The following is a 20,499-nucleotide window of genomic DNA, read 5'->3' as shown; positions in this document are numbered from 1 at the left end:
CCCTCAGAAATCGATCGCGGAGTAGAAGATGGCGAAAAGCGAATCCATAAGAATGACGGCGAAGATGGATTTCACCACCGCGGCAGTCACATGCTGGCCGAGCGATTCGGCACTGCCGCCGACCTTCATGCCCTCGACGGCCGCGACGATGCCGATCGCCAGCGCCATGAACGGCGCCTTGATCATGCCGGACGCCACCGAGGTATGGTCGATCGCCTCATGCAGGCGCGACAGGAAGGTATCGAAGGTTATGCCGGAATAGGCCCAGGCGACGACGGCTGCACCGTAAAGTGCGGCAAAATTGGCGATGATGGTCAGAAGCGGCAGCGCGATCGTCAGCGCCACGAGTCGCGGGAAGATCAGCACACCGATCGGGTTGAGGCCGATGACGGTGAGTGCGTCGATCTCCTCGCGCATCTTCATCGAGCCGATTTCGGCCGTGATGGCGCTGCCCGAACGGCCGGCGATCATGATCGCGGTCAAAAGCACGCCGATTTCACGCAACTGGAGAATGCCGACAAGATCGACGACAAAGATCTCTGCGCCGAAATACCGAAGCTGGAAGGCGCCCTGCTGGGCAATGATCGCACCGATCAGGAAGGACATCAGCACGATGATCGGAACCGCCCTCACCCCCATCCGATCGATATGGGTGACGACCGATGCCGGCGATACGCCGGATCCGCGGCCGAATTTCAGCTGCGCGCCACGCACCGCCGAACCGAGAATGTTCATCGCCGCATAAAAGTCACTGCCGACTTCGGATACGAGCTTGCCGGGGGGCGTGAAGAACCGCTCGAAGCGGCTGCGCGTGTCCGGGCCGGGCGCGGGTGGAGCCGGCGATGTTTGCGGCAGGGCGCCGATCAATTCCTCGATCGTGTCATTGCCGCCGGAGAGCTTCGGCTCGCGGCCTTCGTGGCTCTTGGCGGTCATCAGCCGGCGAATCAGCCAGGCGCCGGCCGTGTCTATGCCGGATATGCCGGACACGTCGATTTCAATGGCGCCGTCGCCACCAGTCTTGGCCAGATGATCAAGCGTCTTCAGCACCGGCGAGATGGAATGATTGCGCCATTCGCCCGTCAGAATATAGCGCTCGGCGCCATCCGGCAGCTCTTGCGCTTCGATTTTGGCCTGACTGGAACTCACGGGTGGCAGGTGCTCGCTTTTGGGTCGTCGCCGCAATGCATTGATTGCATTCCGGGAAAACGCAATATAGCGACATCGGCCGGATTTGCCACAACAGGACGCTTAAAACCATGCCCCGTCACCTTGAAGCAACAATCGAGGCATTCCCGATCGCCGGCAGCTTCACCATTTCGCGGGGATCGAAGACGGAAGCCGATGTCATCGTCTGCACGATTTTCGAAGGCGACGTATCCGGCCGCGGGGAATGTGTTCCCTACCGCCGCTACGGCGAGACGATGGAAGGCGTACTGGCAGAGATAAAGGCCGTTTCGCAGGCAATCGGGGCCGGCCTGACCCGCGATCGGCTGCAGTCGCAGATGAAACCGGGGGCTGCCCGCAACGCGATCGACTGCGCACTCTGGGACATGGAAGCGAAACGCATGGGCCGCCGCGTCGGCGCGTTGATCGGCGCCACCGGCGACCAGCCAATCATTACGGCGTTCACATTGTCGTTGGCGGATGCCGCAAGCATGTCCGCCGACGCAAAAAAGAACAGCGACAGGCCGCTGCTGAAGATCAAACTCGGAACGGAAGACGACGAGGAACGCATGCGCGCCGTCCGTGATTCGGCGCCAAACGCGCGGATTATCGTCGATGCGAACGAAGGCTGGACGATTGACAATCTCGAACGCCATCTGGCGATCGCCAAGTCGCTCGACATCAGCCTGATCGAACAGCCGCTGCCGGCCGGCCACGACGCGCTGTTAGCGAAGATCGCACGCCCGGTGCCGGTCTGCGCCGACGAAAGCGTCCATTCGACCGGCGACCTTGCATCGCTGCGTGATCGTTACGATGCGGTCAACATCAAGCTGGACAAGACCGGCGGGCTGACCGAGGCATTGCTGATGAAGGCCGAGGCGCAGCGGCTCGGCTTCCGCATCATGGTCGGCTGCATGGTCGGCACGTCGCTTGCCATGGCGCCGGCCGTGCTTCTGGCGCAGGATACCGACTATGCGGATCTCGACGGACCGCTGCTGCTTTCCCGCGACCGGCCGGGCGGACTTCGTTACGATGGTTCGCTGGTTTATCCGCCCGAGCCCGATCTCTGGGGGTAACGGCGAAAGGCGACAGCGAGGATGGCAAGCCCGGCCAGTGCCAGCAACACCATGGCGAAATAGCCGTAGATCTCCATTTGCCGGTAGATGATGCCGGAGAGCAGCGTCGACAGCGCAAGAAAGGCGCCGTTATAGGCGACATAAGCGCCTTGGGCCGATGCCTGCCGATCTTCGCCGACAACTTCCGCAAGCCGGTATTGCAGGCCGAGATGCACGAAGGCGAAGCTGAAGGCGTGGCCGAGTTGAAGGACGGCATAGCCCAATTCGCTCCAGCCGAAGGGGAAAAGCGACCAGCGCAAAATGGCGATCAGGCAGCCGATCCTCAACAGCCCCCAGGGTGACACGCGCCGCGCCAGACGTCCGGAAACGAAAAAGACGCAGATTTCCGCCATCACACCGATGCACCACAGCCCGGCGATCACGCCATTGGAAAAGCCCATCGACTGCCACTGGATCGTACTGAATCCATAAAACATGCCATGGCTCGACTGGATCAACGAAGCGCCGATCAGAAGCAGGTGCACCTGCCTGAATGGCAGAGCGCGGGTTTCCACGCTACGGCCTGCGGGACGGTTCATGATCTCTGGCCCCAGCCGCGGCACGACGAAGGCGACGGCGAGCGACGCGACAAGCACCAGCGCCGCCATCAGCGGCACGGTATCGGTGCCGATCACCGAGGACAGATTGCCGGCGGCAAGCGTCATCGCAACGAAACCCACCGAGCCCCAGACGCGCATGCGGCCATATTGGAAGCCCCAAAGCCTCACGCCGGAAATGGCAATCGCTTCCACCATCGGCGCATAAGGTGCAAACAGTGCAGCCTGAAGGCCGACGATCGCCAGAACCAGCCAGAAATCGCTGCCGGTGAAAAGTCCGACGACGGAGAGAAGCGAAAGCGCCGAGGACCAGACCAGAATTTGGTAGGGCTGGCGGGCAATGCCGGCCAGCGTTCCGGTGCTGGTCGCCACGGCGACCTTGCAGATCACCTGGACCGACAGAACCGCCGCAATCTGGAACGGGCTGAAACCGCAACTGGCGAGCCAGACCGGCAAATAAGGCACCAGTATCCCGTTCAGCGACAGCGGCGCTGCATAAGCAAGGGAGCAACGAAACTGGAATTTGACTGGCGCGGCAGGCAGGGTTGCTGATGTTGGCGTAGACACGGAATCACGGATGTCGGTGACGATATCCGAAAGCTATCACGGCCCGACATCATGCAAAGCAGAATTGTGAAAACCGTCAGCAACAACCAGCGCCCGTCTCATGAAGCCGGATTCCGCCCCTGTCATGCATCTCCTCACGGCCGACAGCGTCGCCTATGACCGACGCTGCAGCGCTTTGGAGACGGATATTCCAGGGGGTCAGGCGGCCTGCATGTCCTTGGTCTCGGATGGTGCCGGAAGTGCGTGCAGTTCGGCGGTCGAGCGGATTTCGCGCCAGGTGATCAGTTCCAGCTCACCGTTCATATTTTCGGCGATCGCCGTGCAGCTTTCCACCCAGTCGCCGGTATTGACGTAGTGGATGCCTTCGATGTCGGTCATGACGGCATGATGGATATGGCCGCAGATGACGCCATCAACCTTGTTGCGGCGGGCCTCGTCGGCAACCACTTTCTGGAACTCGCCGATGAAGTTGACCGCGTGCTTGACCTGCAGCTTGGCCCAGGCCGAGAACGACCAGTAGGGCATGCCGAGGCGGCGGCGCACGGCTGCGAGCACGACATTGATGGCAATCGCCGCATCATAGGCCCAGTCGCCGAGATAGGCGAGAAGGCGGGCATTGCGGACCACGACGTCAAATTCATCGCCGTGCAGGATCAGATATTTCTTGCCGTCAGCCATTTCGTAGATGGCGCGGTCGGCGACCTCGATACCGCCGAAATGGGTGCCGGGGAAATCGCGCAGGAACTCGTCGTGATTGCCGGGAATGTAGACGATGCGGGTGCCCTTGCGTGCCTTGCGCAGCACCTTCTGCACCACGTCGTTGCAGCCCTGCGGCCAGAACCAGCTGCGCTTCAGCCGCCAGCCATCGACGATGTCGCCGACGAGGAAGACCGTATCCGCTTCATGATATTTGAGGAAATCCAGGAGCAGTTCTGTGCGTGCGGCCTTCGAACCGAGATGCACATCCGATATGAACAGGGTCCTGAAATGCCGCGTCTCATATGTGCCAGTCACGGAAGCCATCCTTTCGTCTTGCGCCTCGTGCCCTGAAAACCAGACTCGTGTTTCAGGATGATGACAGGGGCCGGTTTTCGGGCTTTGGGGCCTGTGTCCCGATTTCCGCGAGGACATAAAATTAGCTGCTGTTCCGCCGATAGTATTGATGTATGAGAAACCGCATCTCCCTACATGGACTGAGATTTAAGACTAAGGCAGGAGTGAGTATGGACGCCCACGAGAACCCCAAATCGGCACCGCCGACCAGCGCCGACCTCGACGAACAGGCACTGTTCTTCCACCGGCATCCGCGTCCCGGCAAGCTGGAGATCCAGGCGACCAAGCCGCTCGGCAACCAGCGCGATCTGGCGCTTGCCTATTCTCCGGGCGTCGCAGCCCCCTGTCTTGCGATCCGCGACAATCCGGATATGGCCGCCGAATATACCGCGCGCGCCAATCTCGTCGCAGTCGTCTCCAACGGCTCGGCCGTGCTCGGGCTCGGCAATATCGGCCCGCTGGCATCCAAGCCGGTGATGGAAGGCAAGGCCGTCCTGTTCAAGAAATTCGCCGGTATCGACGTGTTCGATATCGAGATCGACGCGCCCGGCATCGATGCGATGGTCTCGACCGTCGCGGCTCTGGAGCCGACTTTCGGCGGCATCAATCTCGAAGACATCAAGGCGCCGGAATGTTTCGAAGTCGAGCGTCAGCTGCGCGAGAAGATGAACATCCCGGTCTTCCACGACGACCAGCACGGCACGGCGATCATCGTCGCAGCGGCGATCCTCAACGGCCTGGAACTCGCCGGCAAGTCGATCACCAATGTCAAGATCGTCACCTCGGGCGCCGGCGCTGCGGCACTGGCCTGTCTCAACCTTCTCGTGTCGCTCGGCGCGAAGAAGGAAAACATCTGGGTCCACGACATCGAAGGCCTCGTGTATGAGGGCCGTGTCGAGCTGATGGACGAATGGAAAGCCGTCTATGTGCAGAAGAGCGACAAGCGGGTACTGGCCGACAGCATCGACGGCGCCGACGTCTTCCTCGGCCTTTCCGCGCCGGGCGTGCTGAAGCCGGAACTTCTGGTGCGCATGGCGGACAAGCCGCTGATCATGGCGCTTGCCAATCCGACACCGGAAATCATGCCGGAACTCGCCCGCCAGGCGCGTCCCGATGCGATGATCTGCACCGGCCGCTCCGACTTCGCCAACCAGGTCAACAACGTCCTTTGCTTCCCGTATATCTTCCGCGGCGCGCTCGATTGCGGTGCCAGCACGATCAACGAGGACATGAAGATGGCTGCGGTCAAGGCGATCGCAGCACTTGCCCGCGAGGAAGTCTCCGACGTTGCCGCCAAGGCCTATAGCGGCGAAACGCCGATCTTCGGTCCTGACTACCTGATCCCCTCGCCGTTCGATCCGCGCCTCATCCTGCGCATTGCACCGGCCGTTGCCCGCGCTGCTGCCGAGACCGGTGTGGCCGCCCGCCCGATCCAGGATTTCGACGCCTATATGGACGAGCTCAACCGCTTCGTCTGGCGCTCCGGCTTCGTCATGAAGCCGATCTTTGCCGCTGCCAAGGCTGCCGAAAAGAAGCGCGTCATCTTCGCCGAGGGCGAGGATGAACGGGTGCTGCGCGCAGCCCAGGTTCTTCTCGAGGAGGAGATCGCAAGGCCGATCCTGATCGGTCGCCCGTCGGTGATCGAGGCAAGGTTGAAGCGTTTCGGCATCCGTATCCGCCCGAATGTCGATTTCGGCGTCGTCAATCCGGAAGACGATCCGCGTTACCGTGATTATGTCGACGACTATTTCGCGCTCGTTGGTCGCGCCGGGGTCAACCCGGAGGCGGCACGCACGGTCGTGCGCACAAATACGACCGTAATCGGCGCGCTTTCGGTCAAGCGCGGCGAAGCCGATGCCCTGATCTGCGGCCTCGAAGGGCGTTATGACCGGCATCTGCGCGACGTCAACCAGATCATCGGCAAACGCGAAGGCTCCTGCACGAATGCCGGCCTGAGCCTGCTGATCACCCAGCGCGGCGCGATCTTCCTCACGGATACGTTCGTCAACTACAATCCGACGGCGGAAGAGATCGCCGAGATCACCATCCTTGCTGCCCAGGAAGTCCGCCGCTTCGGCATCGAACCGAAGGCGGCGCTGATGTGCCATTCCAACTTTGGCTCGCGCGATTCCGAAAGCGCCCGCAAGATGCGCGCCGCGCTCGCCATCATTCGCAGCAACGCGCCGGAGCTTGAGGTGGACGGCGAAATGCAGGGCGGTTCGGCGCTCAACGAAATCCTGCGCAAACGCGCCATGCCGGACAGCCCGTTGCATGGCGAAGCCAATCTGCTGGTCTACCCAAGCCTCGACGCGGCGAATATTTCGCTCGGCATCGTTCGGATGATGATGGACGCGCTGCATGTCGGCCCGATCCTGCTGGGGACCAAGATGCCGGCACATATCCTGTCGACGACCGTCACCTCGCGCGGCGTCGTCAACATGGCAGCACTGGCTGTCGCGGAAGCTTCGCAGCCGGTGCCGTTCGCGCCGGCACAATAGCCGAGCGGCTGAAACAAACCAGCATGCGGGATAAGGCAAGCCTCCCGCATGCTGAGCATGACATTGTTGATCTGCCATCAATACGATGCGACAGGTGAAACATGATTTCCGTCAAGGTTCGGACACTGACATCGCTGCTGATTGCCTGTTCGGTATTGCCGCAGGCGGCATTTTCGCGTGATGTCGAAATATGTGCCAATCTCTACAGGCGCCTCAACAGCACACCGCAGATCATCGGCACCAGCAGCAATATCCGCCGCTACGCGCAGGATCTCAGCGCCATGAATGCGGATATCCGCCAATTGCGCATCGACATGCGCCGTCAGGGCTGCGGCGGCAGCGTCGTGACGCTGGGCGAGAATGCCAATGGCGATGAATGCGACCGCATGCAGGAAACGCTGCAGCGGATCGAGGATGAGCGGGCGGGCCTGGCCGAACAACGCAATAACAGCCGCTCGCTTCTACAGCCATCCGAGGAGCGGGTAGCGATTCTGTCGGCGATCCGCGCCAATAGCTGCACACCGACCGATCTCGATACGCAGACGGAGCTTGAGGACAAGGAACGCGTCAAGATCCGCGGCATAGCACTGCCCGGCCCTGACGAACCGCAGACCGGCGCAGGCTTCTATGAGGCATCTCCGCGCGCTCCGCAAAGCGATACCGCCAATTCCAGTATCACCCATATCGGCAGTCCCCGCCCGGTGACGGCGCAGAAGGAAGCGCCGGTCCAGTTTCCGCCGGACCGTCCCTACGATCCGGACAGGAAGGTGCGGGCAATCGGGCCGCAATTTTTCCCGGACGAGAATATCGATCTCGCCAATCCCAAATCGAGCGGCCCGCAGCAACAGCAGTAATTATTTGACGCCCCAGCCGTCCTGATAGACCAGGTCTTCAAGAGGCAGGCGCTGGCGCCATCCCTTGAGCGCCAGTTCGGGTTCCTGGTAGAGCGCATCCACATAACCGAGGCAGAGCCAGGCGACGATTTCAACGCGCTCCGGGATGCCCAGAAGCGCCCGCATGTCCCCGTCGCGAAAAATACTGACCCAGCCGACGCCGATGCCTTCCGCCCGCGCGGCCAGCCAGAGGTTCTGGATGGCGCAGACGGTGGAATAGCTGTCCATGCGCGCATTATGGGTGCGTCCGAGCACGACCGGCCCTGCCCGGTCAGGATCGCAGGTGACGCAGATCGATAACGGGGCCTTGCGGATGCCTTCGAGCTTCAGGCTCCGGTAAGTGCTGCGTTTCTCCTCGGGAAACATTGCCTCGGCCTCGTCATTGGCCGTCGAAAACGCTTCCCAGGCCGCCTGCCTGACCTTTTCGTCACGGACAAGAATGAAATTCCACGGCTGCATGAAACCGACAGAAGGCGCCGCATGGGCTGCGTCCAGAACGCGCCGAAGCGTGTCGTCGTCTATCGGATCGGCGAGGAACTGGTCGCGCACGTCACGCCGCGTTTCTATGGCGCGGTAAACGGCGGCACGCTCGCCTGCGGAAAATGGTCCGGCCGCAACAAGGCCGTCGCCCGGAGGATCGGGCAGCAATTCAGGTCGCATCGTTTTTCCCCAACAATGCCTGGAGCCCACATGTCGCCGGATGAGGCGATCACGACAAGCCCCGCAACCTGTCCGCCGTCCGCGCGGATCGGTCCATCACGCCAGGCCGGTCTTCTGACTTGGCTTCATCCGACCATCGCAGCCTTCCCGGAAGTAATCCAGTGGCCAGGGTTTGCCCCTGATGCGATGACCATCCGCCTCACAGCGTTGGGCACGTGCCGGAATTGCGCCGGCTTCCCGATTCTCCCGTCACAGACGGGCACCTGACGGGCCTGTTATGCTGGCTGGACCGGATTGGCGCAAGCCCGTTCACGTCGAAGGTGAATACCGGACATAGGCGAATTCGTCGCCATCGGGCGACCAGTTCGGCGAGTTCATCGTGCCCTGCCCGCCGAAAAGCTCAAACAGGGTTTCGACATTGCCGCCATTCATGTCCATCAGCCGGACCCGCACGTCAAGGTCGCGCGGATGATCGAAGACATCGCCGTCATAGGAGACGAAAACCACCTTGTCACCCTTCGGTGACGGATGCGGAAACCAGTCGCCATAGATGCTGTCGGTCATGCGTTGCGCCTCACCGCCTAAAGACGGTGCGCGCCAGATCTGCATCTGTCCGGTTCGGCTGGAATTGAAGTAGATCCACTTGCCGTCCGGGGAATAATCCGGACCGTCATTGCGGCCCTCCCCGAAGGTCAGCCGCATCTCCTCGCCGCCATCGATGCCGATCGTATAGATGTCGAAGACCTGATCGCGGATGCCGCAATAGGTAAACGTCCTGCCGTCCGGCGACCAGCCGTGCCAGTAGGATGGCAGCTCGGGCGTCACCAGGCGCGGTGTCCCGCCTTCAGCCGGCAGCACGTAAATCGCCGACTTGCCGAACTCGACCTTGTCGGACACGGCGATCAGTGTGCCGTCCGGCGAAATGCCGTGGTCATTGTTGCACAAGGTCGCAAAACCGGTCTCGATCTTTTCCGGCGCAACGTCACCCTCCAGAGACAGCCTATACATCAGACCATCCGCATTGAGCATCAGATAACGCCCATCGGGCGACCAGTTCGGCGCTTCGAATAGGTCTTCCGTCTGCCACAGGACACGGCTCTGACGGTTTCGGATATTGTAGATCTCGACGGAGCTTCGAAACGCCATGGCGGTTACCGATCCCGAAAACGGTTGGTGATCGGGTAACGGCGGTCGCGGCCGAAATTCTTTTTGGTGATCTTGACGCCCGGCGCCGATTGCCGGCGCTTGTATTCGGCAAGATAGAGCAGGTGCTCGATGCGGTGGACGGTCGCCAGATCGTGGCCGCGGGCGACGATTTCTTCGGTGCCCATTTCCAGTTCGACGAGGCATTCGAGAATGTCGTCCAGCGCCGGATAGGGCGGCAGCGAATCCTGGTCCGTCTGGTCAGGGCGGAGTTCGGCCGATGGCGCCTTGGAGATGATGTTCTTCGGGATCACTTCGCCCGACGGTCCAAGCGCATCCGGCGGCACATGCCCGTTGCGCCATTCGGCGAGCGCATAGACCTGCATCTTGTACAGGTCCTTGATCGGGTTGAAGCCGCCATTCATGTCGCCGTAAAGTGTCGCGTAACCGACCGACATTTCCGACTTGTTGCCGGTGGTCACGACCATCGAGCCGAACTTGTTGGAAATCGCCATCAGGATCGTACCGCGGGTACGGCTCTGCAGGTTCTCTTCGGTAATGCCCTCGTCTGTGCCTTCGAACATGTCGGAGAGCGAGGTCAGAAACCCTTCGACCGGTTCGGAAATCGGCACGATGTCGTAACGGCAGCCCAGCGCTCTGGCGCAATCGGCGGCATCCTTGAACGAACCTTCCGAAGTATAACGATAGGGCAGCATGATGCTGCGCACCCTCTCCTCGCCCAATGCGTCGACGGCGATTGCGGCGCAGACGGCCGAATCAATGCCACCGGACAGGCCAAGCACGACAGACTTGAAACCGTTTTTGTTCACATAGTCGCGGAAGCCGAGCATGCAGGCATGATAATCGGCCTCTTCCTTTTCCGGGATGCGGGCCATCGGACCGGGCATGCAGCGCCACCCGCCCTCCTCGCGTCTCCAGTCGGTGACGGTGAAGGCCGTCTCGAACTGCGACAGCTGGAAAGCCAGCGACTTGTCGGCATTAAAGGCGAAGCTTGCGCCATCGAAGACGAGTTCGTCCTGTCCGCCGAGCTGGTTGGCGAAAAGCAGCGGCAGGCCGGTCTCGATCACCTGCCGGAGGGCAACCTGGTAACGGACATCGAGCTTGCCGCGATAATAGGGTGAACCGTTCGGCACGAGCAGGATCTCGGCGCCGCTTTCGGCCAGTGTCTCGCAGACGCCCATGTCGTTCCAGATTTCCTCGCAGATCGGAATGCCGACCCTCACGCCCCTGAAATTATAGGGGCCGGAAATGGATCCTTCGGTGAACACCCGCTTCTCGTCGAATTCGCCGTAATTCGGCAGATCGATCTTGTCACGGATGGCGATGATCCTGCCGGCGTCGAGAAGCGCCACCGCATTGTGCCGCCCAGTTTCTCCCTCGCGCGGGAAACCTACCAGAATTCCCGGCCCGCCATCTGCAGTATCTGCCGCCAGCGTCTCGACAGCCTTCAGGCATGCTTTCAGGAAAGACGGCTTGAGGACCAGATCCTCCGGCGGATAACCGGAGATGAACAGCTCGGTCAGCATCAGCAGATCGGCGCCCTCGCGGGCGGCGTCCTTGCGCGCCTCGCGCGCCAGAGCGAGGTTGCCGGTGACATCGCCGACCGTGGGATTGAGCTGGGCTACAGCAATGCGCAAGGTGTTGGGATCATTCTGGGTCATGGCAACGAGATTTAATGCCACGGCGCGGTTGCCGCAACGGTCTCGGCATGCGAATTTTCAGTGACGACGGCATAGCTCGAACCACTTATCTATATTCACAATATCTATTTTAGAGACTCCTTAATTTATGACGCAGATACTCCTCCGAAAAAGATCGGAGGAGACACATGCCTATCCGGCGATATGTCCAACACACTTCAGGCGCGGCGGCGGTGGAATTCGCCATCGTCTCGCCGCTCTTCTTCCTCGCCCTGCTCAGCATGATCGCCTACGGCATCTATCTTTCGGCGGCTCATTCGGTTCAGCAGCTGGCGGCCGATGCGGCCCGCACCGCCGTTGCCGGCATGAGCGATACCGAACGCAAAAGCCTGGTGGCGGATTTCGTCAGCCGGTCGACGATCGACAGCGCCTTTCTCGACAAGTCGAAGCTGACGATGACCGCACAGGCGGACCCGAACAATCCCAACCAGTTCACCGTGGCGCTCACCTATGACGCCAGCACTCTGCCGGTTTTCAATCTCTTCACCTACGCCATGCCGAGCAGCCAGATCAAACGGTTCGCCACCGTGCGCGTCGGAGGCATCTGAATGCCACAAATCAGGCGATGGCTCACCAACCGAGGCGGCAATGTCGCCATCACGGCAGCGCTCTGCCTGCCGGTGATGATCAGTGCACTCGCGCTCGGCGTCGATTACGGCTATCTCACCCTGCAGCAGCGCGAATTACAGACGACGGCCGACCTTTCGGCGATCTCGGCGGCGGCCACGCCGACCAGTCCCGAAAGCGGCGTACTGGACTATATGACGCTCAATGGCCGCAATATCGCGGTCTTGAAGAACGGTGTCCTCCTGAACAAGGGAACGTCCGTCGCCTTCAATCCTGATACGGTGTTCGACAAATTCGAGGCCTATGCCGAGGTGGTCAACGGTCATTACCAGGCGGATCCAGCGGTCGCCGTCGCCTCGCGCTTCCAACAGGGGGTCGCGCCCTATGACACGGTGCAGGTGACGGTTCGCCAGCGGGGCGGCCTGTTCTTCGCCGGGAGTATCGCCAAAGCGCCGACACTCAGTGCCAGCGGTACGGCATCAATCGACAAGATGGCATCGTTTTCGGTCGGATCGCGGCTCGCCAGCCTCAATGGCGGCGTGGTCAACGCTCTGCTCGGCAGCCTTCTCGGCACAACCGTGTCGCTGTCGGTAATGGATTACCAGTCGCTGGCCAATGCCAATATCGATCTACTCAAGGTCTTCGACCAGCTGGCGATCAAGCTCAACCTGACAGCGGGCACCTATACGGATCTGCTCAATACCGACATCAATTACGGCACACTGCTTAATGCGATCGGCCAGACGACGGGCGTGACGCCGGCTGTCGCTGCAATCGTAAAATCGCTGGAAAGGACGCTCGGCAACACGAAGCTCACCGTCAAGCTCAAGGACATCATGGACATCGGCCCGCTCGGTTCGCGGCTGATTGGCAAAAGCGACGGCCTGACCGTCCAGACCGATATATTCAACCTGATCAGCGCCACGGCCAATGCCGCCAATGGCGGAGCCAAACAGATCGACGTCAATCTCGGGGCCACCATCCCCGGCCTCGGCGGCTTGACATTGTCGGTTGCCGTCGGCGAGCCCCCGGTCGGCTCCAAGGCACTCGGGATCGGCCGAACGGGTTCCATCGTGCGCACCGCCCAGACCCGCATCGCGCTTACCACGAGCGTCGACGGCATTACCGGCCTGCTGGGCATCAAGATCAAAGTGCCGCTTTACATCGAGGTCGCCAATGCCGAGGGGCGCATGTCGTCGATCACCTGCCCCAGCGGACAAACCGGCGCGACGGTGAATGTCGAAGCTATTCCGGGCGTTCTGGAACTGTCGCTCGGCGATGTCGATACGACCGCCTTTGCCAATTTCGGCAAGGATCCGCGGGTGACGAAGACCAAGATGGTCGCGACGCCGGCGCTCAACCTGACGGCGCTTGCCTATGCCAACGCGACGAATGTCAACACAACCCAGCTTTCCTTCTCGCCCTCCGACATTTCGAGCCAGAAGGTGAAGCAGGCGTCGACGAAAAATACCGTCTCGACACTGATGGATTCGCTGATCGGCAACCTGCAGCTTGAAGTGGAACTGCTCGGCATAAAGGTCGTGGTTCCGCAGGCCCTGCTCGGTGGGCTTGCCGATACGTTGAGACTTCTCACCACGCCGCTCGATCAGGTGCTCTACAGCGTGCTGACCACCGTCGGCGTCAAGATCGGCGAGGTCGACGTCCGTGTCGGTGGTGCCTCCTGCCGTAACCCTGTTCTCGTCCAGTAATGTTCAGCAGTTGGATGAGAAACGAACAAGGCCGGCGATGAGCCGGCCTTGTTCAGTTCTGCATCATGCCCGTCCGGGATGGATCAGCCGTTGACGACCATCCGCTTTTCGTCGCGGCCGGTCTTCATCCGCTCAGCCAGCAGGAAGGCCAGTTCCAGGGCCTGATCGGCGTTGAGACGCGGATCGCAATGGGTGTGGTAACGATCCTGCAGGTCGGCGCCTGTAACGGCGCGGGCGCCACCGGTGCATTCGGTGACGTCCTTGCCGGTCATCTCGACATGGATGCCGCCCGGATGGGTGCCTTCCGCCCGGTGAATCTGGAAGAAGCTTTCGACTTCCGACAGGATCCGCTCGAACGGCCGGGTCTTGTAGTTGTTGAGCGTGATCGTGTTGCCATGCATCGGATCGCAGGACCAGACCACTTTCTTGCCCTCCCGCTCGACCGCGCGGATGAGCTTTGGCAGGTGTTCCGCCACCTTGTCGTGACCGAAACGGCAGATCAGCGTCAGGCGACCGGCCTCGTTTGCCGGGTTCAGCGCATCGATCAGCTCGATCAGGTTGTCCGGCTGCAGCGAAGGACCGCATTTCAGGCCGATCGGGTTCTTGATACCGCGGAAATATTCCACATGCGCATGGTCGAGCTGGCGGGTGCGGTCGCCGATCCACAACATGTGGCCGGAGGTCGCGTACCAGTCGCCCGAGGTGGAATCGACGCGGGTGAAGGCTTCCTCATAACCCAGAAGCAGCGCTTCGTGGCTGGTGAAGAAATCCGTCTCACGCAGGCTCGGCTGGTTGTCGGCAGTGATCCCGATCGCGCGCATGAAGTCCATCGTCTCGCTGATGCGATCAGCGAGCTTGCGGTAACGTTCACCCTGCGGGCTATCCTTGACGAAGCCGAGCATCCACTTGTGGACATTCTCCAGGTTGGCATAACCACCCATGGCGAAGGCGCGCAGAAGGTTCAGCGTCGCTGCCGACTGACGATAGGCGTCGAGCTGGCGTTCCGGGTTGGGGATGCGGCTCTCCAGCGTGAAGTCGATGCCGTTGATGATGTCACCACGATAGGACGGCAGTTCGATATCGCCCTGCTTCTCAAAATTCGAGGAACGCGGCTTGGCGAACTGGCCGGCAATGCGGCCGACCTTGACGACGGGCAACTGCGCGCCATAGGTCAGCACGACGGCCATCTGCAGGAACGAACGGAAGAAGTCGCGAATGTTGTCCGCACCGTGTTCGGCGAAGCTTTCGGCGCAGTCGCCACCCTGGAGCAGGAAGGCATCGCCTTCCGCCACCTTGGCAAGCTGCGCCTTGAGGCGACGTGCCTCGCCGGCAAACACGAGCGGGGGAAACTTCGCAAGCTGGGCTTCTGTCGCCGCCAGAGCGGCCTGATCGGGATATGCCGGAACCTGCTGGATGGGTTTCTGCCGCCAGCTGCTCGGGGTCCAATTCTTTGCCATATGTCTCACCTGTGCGTCCGGACCACCGGGTCCGGCCGTTCCTCTTCGTAATAGAGCGCGGCTTATAGACCGTAACGCGGCATTTGCCTAGCTGCTTCGGACACCGCGTCCGTGTGAACGATCCGTCGCCGAAGCGCATCCTTGAAAGCTTGCCTTAATCATATTTGACGATCGCCCGTGCGCATTAAACCGGCTTTTAGCGATCGGTGTGGTAGCAGCTTACCCATGGGGACTTAATCGTTGGCTGGGGGCAGCAAATGCGATTTTTCAGAGATCTTATAAGGGACGAATCCGGCAATTTCGGCCTGATGACGGCGCTTGCGATCGTACCGCTTATTGGTGCCGCGGGCATGGCAATAGATTATGGTCGGTCACTTGAGTTAAAGGGCGACCTGATGGGAGCCGCCGATGCCGCAGCACTGGGGGTGATCAGCGAAGGATCGGCAAGTTACAAGGCGCTCCAGAAAATGAGCGGCGACGGCGTGGTGAGTATCGGCCAGGAAGAAGGCCGAAAAATCTTTCTCAGCCAACGCAGCGGCGGCAACACCTCGGATCTGCCGATAGAGGTGGCGGTCACGGTCAGACGTCAGAACGGCCTGATCACATCAAACGTAACCTTCACAGCGCAGATGCCGACAACCTTCATGGGTCTCTTCGGCAGGGATCAGATGGCGATATCCGGAGTGGCCGAGGCCGGTTACGGTGCCCAGGGAAAATCCTATACGGACTTCTTCATGCTGCTCGACAACACGCCGTCGATGGGCATCGCCGCGACGACGTCGGAAATGGCCAGGATGAAGAAGCTTACTCGCGCCTATAACGGTCGCGAATGCGCTTTCGCCTGCCATGTCGGCTGGTATAGCAGCAATGGCAAGTTCAACGAGAGCCAGAATACCTACCAGGTTGCAAGGTCCAACAATGTAACGCTTCGCATCGATGTGGTGGCAAAAGCTGCCAAGGCGCTCATCGACAAAATCGTCACTACCGCGGCGGTCAACGAGCAATATCGCGTCGCATCCTATTCTTTCGGCAAATACGCGCTGGAGCCCGGCTATCGAATCGACAAACTCGCCGGGCTGACACTCGACATGAACAGCGCCGCCAACGCCACCGAAGACGTTGCCCTGATGACCACCGACCACGACTGGTTCAACGATAATGCATTGACGAGCTTCGACGTTGCACTGACCGATATCGGCAAGCAGATCGTCGGGAGCGGCGGAAGCGGTTCAAGCGCTGCCGATCCGGAGAAGATTGTCTACTTCGTCACCGATGGAGTGGCGGACCATCTGATACCCGGCGCAACATGCGGCGGCAGCTGGGAAGGAAGCAAGGGGCGCTGTCACGAGCCGATCAACACCGCCTATTGCAAGGCGCTGAAGGATCGCAACATCAAGATCGCGGTTCTCTACACGACCTATATTCCACTCGATGGCGACGGCACCTGGGACGCTCACATCAAGAACGTCTTTGCCAACAAGATCGCTTCCAAGCTGGAGGAATGCGCTTCCGAGGAGCTGTTCTTCGAAGTTGGGCCGGATGACGACATGGAGGCAGCTATGGTCAAGCTGTTCATTCAGGCGACCGGTGGAACGACGGGCCTGCGCCTTACCAATTGACCGACAGTTTCAACAACTGAAGACGGGCGGACATTGCTGTCCGCCCGTTCCTGCCCCTTAAACCCGCTCGCCGTTCTTGACCCGGTAGCTGGGGTTATACATGGTCACCAGCTCTTCCGACGCGGACGGATGAAGCGCCATGGTGCGGTCGAAATCGTCCTTAGTGGCGCCGGCCTTGAGGCAGATGCCGATGATCTGCGCCATTTCGCCGGCTTCGTGGCCAAGGATATGGGCACCGACAACCTTGCGGCTTTCCGCATCGACCAGAAGCTTCATGATCATCCGCTCCGAACGACCCGACAGCGTCGCCTTCATCGGGCGGAATTCAGCCCGGTAAACGTCCAGTTCGGCATAACGCCTTGCTGCGTCTTCCTCCGACAGGCCGACCGTACCGATCTCCGGCTGGGAGAAGACGGCCGTCGGGATCAGGTCGTAATCAGGCGAGGTCGGGTTGCCCTTGTAGACCGTCTCGATGAAGCACATCGCCTCATGGATGGCGACCGGCGTCAGTTGCACCCGGTCGGTGACATCGCCGAGCGCATAGATGTTTTCGACATTGGTGCGCGAATAGTCGTCGACGATGATCGCGCCGCGCTCGTCGGTCTTGACGCCTGCGGCTTCCAGACCGAGGCCACGGGTATAGGGGTCACGGCCAAGCGCCAGCATAACGGCATCGACGGCGATCGTCTCGCCGCATTTGGTGCGTGCGGTCAGCCCGCCTGCCGGTGCCCTGACCACGTTCTCGATGACGTCGGTGAGGATGACCTTGATACCCTTTTCGACCATCGCCTTGTGCAGGCCCTGGCGCATGTCATGGTCGAAGCGCGAGAGGATTTCCTTGCCGCGATAGATCAGCGTCACCTCGACACCGAGGCCGTGGAAGATATTGGCGAACTCGACGGCGATGTAACCGCCGCCGGCGATCAGGATCGACTTCGGCAATTCCTCAAGATCGAAGGCCTCGTTGGAGGTGATGCAGAGATCATGGCCCGGAAGTGCCGAATGCGGATTGGCGACGCCGCCGGTGGCGATGACGATACGTTCGGCGGTGACCGTCTCGCCGGTCTTCATCAGGCGCACCGTATGAGCATCGACGAGTTCGGCCCGGCTGTCGAAGATTGCAACGCCGTTGTTATCGAGGCCGCGGCGATAGATGGCTTCGAGCCTGGCGATTTCCTTGTCCTTGGCGGCCACCAGCTTCTTCCAGTCGAAAGTGCTCTCGCCAACCGTCCAGCCGAAGCCTGCGGCATCCTCGAAATGCTCGTGAAACTGGGAGGCGTAGACAAACAGCTTCTTCGGCACGCAGCCGCGGATCACGCATGTGCCGCCGTAACGGTATTCCTCGGCGATGCCGACCTTCTTGCCGAGGCCGGCGGCAACGCGCCCGGCCCGGACGCCGCCGGATCCTCCACCAATCACAAACAGGTCGTAGTCATAGGTGGCCATTCGAATCTCCTTCGGCAATGCGGTATGGACGCCGCATATAGGCATTCTGCGCGACAAGAAAAAGCCCGGATTGCTCCGGGCTCTCAATCAACCTTCTCTGTCCTGACCGGCCGGATTACGGCTTCGGCAGGTTGAGCGCCGGTGCCGGCGCGGATGCGGCCGGCGCAGCAGGAGCTGCCTCGGCGGTCGGCATCTGAATCGGGTTGGCGTCGATCACGCCACGCAGCTTTTCCGTGCTCTGGGCTGCCAGGTCGCGCGAAATGCCGTTGCTCCAGATTTCGGCAGCGCGGCCGAGTTCGCGGGCAACGAGCGGCGTGCTCGACATCAGCTTCTTGCCAGCTTCGGTGTTGAAGAAGGTCGAGATCGACTTCAGTTCGTCAACCGAGAAGCTTTTTGCGTAGATCGTCGCGGCTTCCTTTTCGAGATCGGCACGACGCGGCGCCAGTGCCAGCGCCTGCTGATCGACGATCGCGGAAATCTGGCTCTGGAAGTTCGGCGAGGACTGGATGAACTGCGCCTTCAGGCGCTCGGCCAGCGTCGGCAGAATATCGTCGTAACGGTCGGTGACGCTGAGCGCCTTGATCGCTTCCCGGGCTGCCGCCAGCTGGTCGGCCGGAACTTCCTGGGCGCGTACCTGGACTGCCACGGAGCTTGACAGAAGAACTGCCAGAACGAAGGCTCGGCCGAAAACCGCGGATTTGATCATGGATTAATGCTCCTACTTCTATTTGGCTTGCAGCGTCCGCGCTCCTGCCGGTCCGGCAATGATCGCAAGGGACGCCATATGAATGAAAAGTCCGTGTTCCACGACACCTGGAATGGAATGCAGTTCGGCCGAAAGTGCCTGTGCATCAGGAATGCGGCCAAAAGATGCGTCGACGATATAGTGGCCGCCGTCGGTCGTGAATAGCTCGTCGCCGCTCTTTCGCACCGATAAAGCTCCTGTCAGCCCAAGCTTCGAAGCTGCCTTCTCGATGGCGATGCGCGTGGCGATCTGGCCGAAGGGATTGATCTCGATCGGCAGGGGGAAGGCACCGAGGGTCTCGACGAGCTTGCTTTCGTCGGCGATGACGATCACCCGCTCGGAGGCCGCCGCAACGATCTTTTCGCGCAAAAGCGCACCGCCGCCACCCTTTACCAGGGTCAGATTGGCGTCGAGTTCGTCGGCACCGTCAATGGTGAGGTCGAGTTCCGGCAGTTCGTCGAGCGATTTCAGCGATACGCCGAGCTCGAGGCAAAGCCGTGCCGTCCGCTCGGAGGTCGGAACCCCCTGGACACGCAGCCCGCCATGCACCTTTTCCGCCAGCAGACGAACGAATTCCTCAGCGGTCGAGCCTGTGCCGATGCCAAGCCGCATCCCGTCTTCGACATGGGCAAGTGCTGCAGCCGCAGCCTTGACCTTCATTTCGCGGGCGTCCATGCGCCTCAATCTCCCCGCTGTTTCAGCCGATCCGCTGTTTACACGCCTCGCCGGGCAAGAGGAAGTCCCCCTGGGCGGTTTCTCACCGGCTGCTTCCAACCGGCGGCATGCGTCGTCTCATGGGGTTTCCAACATGTCTCCGGCATGCTTAACCGGAAGCCCCACCCGAAGCAGCAGCAGTGAGGTACCCTCCCGTGAGTTCTCCCCTCGTCATCTTCGACCTCGACGGCACTCTGATCGATACCGCCCCGGACCTGATCGACAGTCTCAACCACACGATCGCCACCGCCGACCTGGCACCCGTCACATTCGATGACCTGACCCATCTCGTCGGCCAAGGGGCGCGCGTGATGATCAAGCGCGCCTTCGAACTGCGCAAGGCCGCACTCAGCGACCAGCAGGCGGAGACGCTGTTTCAACATTTTGTCAGCCATTATCACGATCACATGCCCGGCAAGAGCCAGGTGTTCGACGGTGTCGTCGCCTGCCTGGAGCGGCTGTCGGCCGCCGGCATGCGGCTTGCCGTCTGCACCAACAAGGCCGAGGGACTGGCCGTGCCGCTGCTCGACAAGATCGGCATCTCCCGGCATTTCGTCGCCACCACCGGCGGCGACACGTTTGCGGTGCGCAAGCCTGATGCGGAACATATCTTCGGCACGATCGAACGGGCCGGCGGCGATAAAAGCCGTTCGCTGATGGTCGGCGACAGCATCAACGACATCCTTGCTGCGAAAAATGCCGGAATTCCGTCGATCGCCGTCGATTTCGGCTATTCGGACGTTCCGGTGGCAAGCCTTTCGCCGAGCCGGGTGATCAGCCATTTCGACGAGTTCACCGTCGACATGGCGAACGAACTGTTTTCCGCCAGGGTTTCGTCCTGATCCCGAAACAGAAGAGGCGGCCACAAGGC

Annotated in this window: 17 protein-coding genes and 1 riboswitch; of the genes, 7 read left to right on the top strand and 10 right to left on the bottom strand. The window is 61.0% G+C overall.

What is annotated here, in order from left to right; genetic code table 11:
* Positions 1–3: 3 nt before the first annotated feature.
* Positions 4–1,155 (bottom strand): ABC transporter permease, encoded by a 1,152-nt coding sequence (locus AC2GXZ_RS14735; protein WP_483760264.1) that lies wholly within the window; start codon positions 1,153–1,155, stop codon positions 4–6.
* 101 nt (positions 1,156–1,256) lie between these two features.
* Between AC2GXZ_RS14735 and dgcA the strand changes: the two genes are divergently transcribed.
* Positions 1,257–2,240 carry an N-acetyl-D-Glu racemase DgcA gene (gene dgcA / locus AC2GXZ_RS14730; RefSeq protein ID WP_483759906.1) on the top strand — a complete coding sequence of 328 codons (984 nt, stop codon included), beginning with the start codon at positions 1,257–1,259 and terminating at the stop codon, positions 2,238–2,240.
* Here the strand turns inward: dgcA and AC2GXZ_RS14725 are convergent.
* Both AC2GXZ_RS14725 and AC2GXZ_RS14720 read right to left on the bottom strand, forming a co-directional pair.
* Positions 2,210–3,403: an MFS transporter gene (locus AC2GXZ_RS14725; protein WP_483759905.1), complete on the bottom strand. Its 1,194-nt coding sequence runs from the start codon at positions 3,401–3,403 to the stop codon at positions 2,210–2,212. The genes dgcA and AC2GXZ_RS14725 overlap by 31 nt on opposite strands.
* 198 nt (positions 3,404–3,601) lie before the next feature.
* Entirely contained in the window at positions 3,602–4,426 is an 825-nt protein-coding gene (locus AC2GXZ_RS14720; RefSeq protein ID WP_483759904.1) for a UDP-2,3-diacylglucosamine diphosphatase, read from the bottom strand.
* A gap of 200 nt (positions 4,427–4,626) precedes the next feature.
* Here AC2GXZ_RS14720 and AC2GXZ_RS14715 point away from each other — a divergent pair, with 200 nt between their 5' ends.
* Entirely contained in the window at positions 4,627–6,954 is a 2,328-nt protein-coding gene (locus AC2GXZ_RS14715) for an NADP-dependent malic enzyme (protein WP_483759903.1), read from the top strand.
* Positions 6,955–7,055: 101 nt separating this feature from the next.
* A complete protein-coding gene (locus AC2GXZ_RS14710) occupies positions 7,056–7,808 on the top strand; it encodes a hypothetical protein (protein WP_483759902.1) in 753 nt (250 codons plus the stop codon).
* Here AC2GXZ_RS14710 and bluB read toward each other — a convergent pair whose 3' ends face one another.
* From bluB to AC2GXZ_RS14695, 3 genes are all read right to left on the bottom strand, one after another.
* On the bottom strand, positions 7,809–8,495 hold the full coding sequence (gene bluB / locus AC2GXZ_RS14705) for a 5,6-dimethylbenzimidazole synthase (protein WP_483760263.1): 687 nt from the start codon (positions 8,493–8,495) through the stop codon (positions 7,809–7,811).
* Between the two features lie 99 nt (positions 8,496–8,594).
* Positions 8,595–8,789: riboswitch (cobalamin riboswitch) on the bottom strand.
* A 27-nt stretch (positions 8,790–8,816) separates the two neighbouring features.
* Positions 8,817–9,653: a TolB family protein gene (locus AC2GXZ_RS14700; RefSeq protein WP_483759901.1), complete on the bottom strand. Its 837-nt coding sequence runs from the start codon at positions 9,651–9,653 to the stop codon at positions 8,817–8,819.
* 5 nt (positions 9,654–9,658) lie between these two features.
* On the bottom strand, positions 9,659–11,332 hold the full coding sequence (locus AC2GXZ_RS14695) for an NAD+ synthase (RefSeq protein WP_483760262.1): 1,674 nt from the start codon (positions 11,330–11,332) through the stop codon (positions 9,659–9,661).
* Positions 11,333–11,499: 167 nt separating this feature from the next.
* Here AC2GXZ_RS14695 and AC2GXZ_RS14690 point away from each other — a divergent pair, with 167 nt between their 5' ends.
* Entirely contained in the window at positions 11,500–11,919 is a 420-nt protein-coding gene (locus tag AC2GXZ_RS14690; protein ID WP_483759900.1) for a TadE family protein, read from the top strand.
* A complete protein-coding gene (locus AC2GXZ_RS14685) occupies positions 11,920–13,647 on the top strand; it encodes a pilus assembly protein TadG-related protein (RefSeq protein ID WP_483759899.1) in 1,728 nt (575 codons plus the stop codon).
* A gap of 83 nt (positions 13,648–13,730) precedes the next feature.
* Here the strand turns inward: AC2GXZ_RS14685 and AC2GXZ_RS14680 are convergent, their stop codons facing one another.
* On the bottom strand, positions 13,731–15,104 hold the full coding sequence (locus AC2GXZ_RS14680; RefSeq protein WP_483759898.1) for a class II 3-deoxy-7-phosphoheptulonate synthase: 1,374 nt from the start codon (positions 15,102–15,104) through the stop codon (positions 13,731–13,733).
* Between the two features lie 257 nt (positions 15,105–15,361).
* Between AC2GXZ_RS14680 and AC2GXZ_RS14675 the strand changes: the two genes are divergently transcribed.
* On the top strand, positions 15,362–16,723 hold the full coding sequence (locus tag AC2GXZ_RS14675; protein ID WP_483759897.1) for a TadE/TadG family type IV pilus assembly protein: 1,362 nt from the start codon (positions 15,362–15,364) through the stop codon (positions 16,721–16,723).
* Between the two features lie 57 nt (positions 16,724–16,780).
* On the opposite strand, the gene gor is transcribed toward AC2GXZ_RS14675, so the two are convergent.
* The 3 genes from gor to rpiA form a co-directional block, all read right to left on the bottom strand.
* The gene (gor, locus tag AC2GXZ_RS14670) at positions 16,781–18,169 is read right to left on the bottom strand and encodes a glutathione-disulfide reductase (protein ID WP_483759896.1); all 1,389 of its coding nucleotides are present in this window, start codon (positions 18,167–18,169) and stop codon (positions 16,781–16,783) included.
* A 115-nt stretch (positions 18,170–18,284) separates the two neighbouring features.
* Positions 18,285–18,875, bottom strand: coding sequence for a DUF2059 domain-containing protein (locus AC2GXZ_RS14665; RefSeq protein ID WP_483759895.1), 591 nt, complete (start codon positions 18,873–18,875; stop codon positions 18,285–18,287).
* Between the two features lie 18 nt (positions 18,876–18,893).
* Positions 18,894–19,589 (bottom strand): ribose-5-phosphate isomerase RpiA, encoded by a 696-nt coding sequence (gene rpiA / locus AC2GXZ_RS14660; protein ID WP_483759894.1) that lies wholly within the window; start codon positions 19,587–19,589, stop codon positions 18,894–18,896.
* 194 nt (positions 19,590–19,783) lie between these two features.
* On the opposite strand from rpiA, the gene AC2GXZ_RS14655 reads away from it, so the two are divergent.
* Positions 19,784–20,470: an HAD family hydrolase gene (locus tag AC2GXZ_RS14655; protein WP_483759893.1), complete on the top strand. Its 687-nt coding sequence runs from the start codon at positions 19,784–19,786 to the stop codon at positions 20,468–20,470.
* The last annotated feature ends 29 nt before the right edge of the window (positions 20,471–20,499 follow it).

Source organism: Aliirhizobium sp. YIM B11859, assembly GCF_057163345.1.
This window is presented reverse-complemented; position numbering and strand designations above follow the sequence as displayed.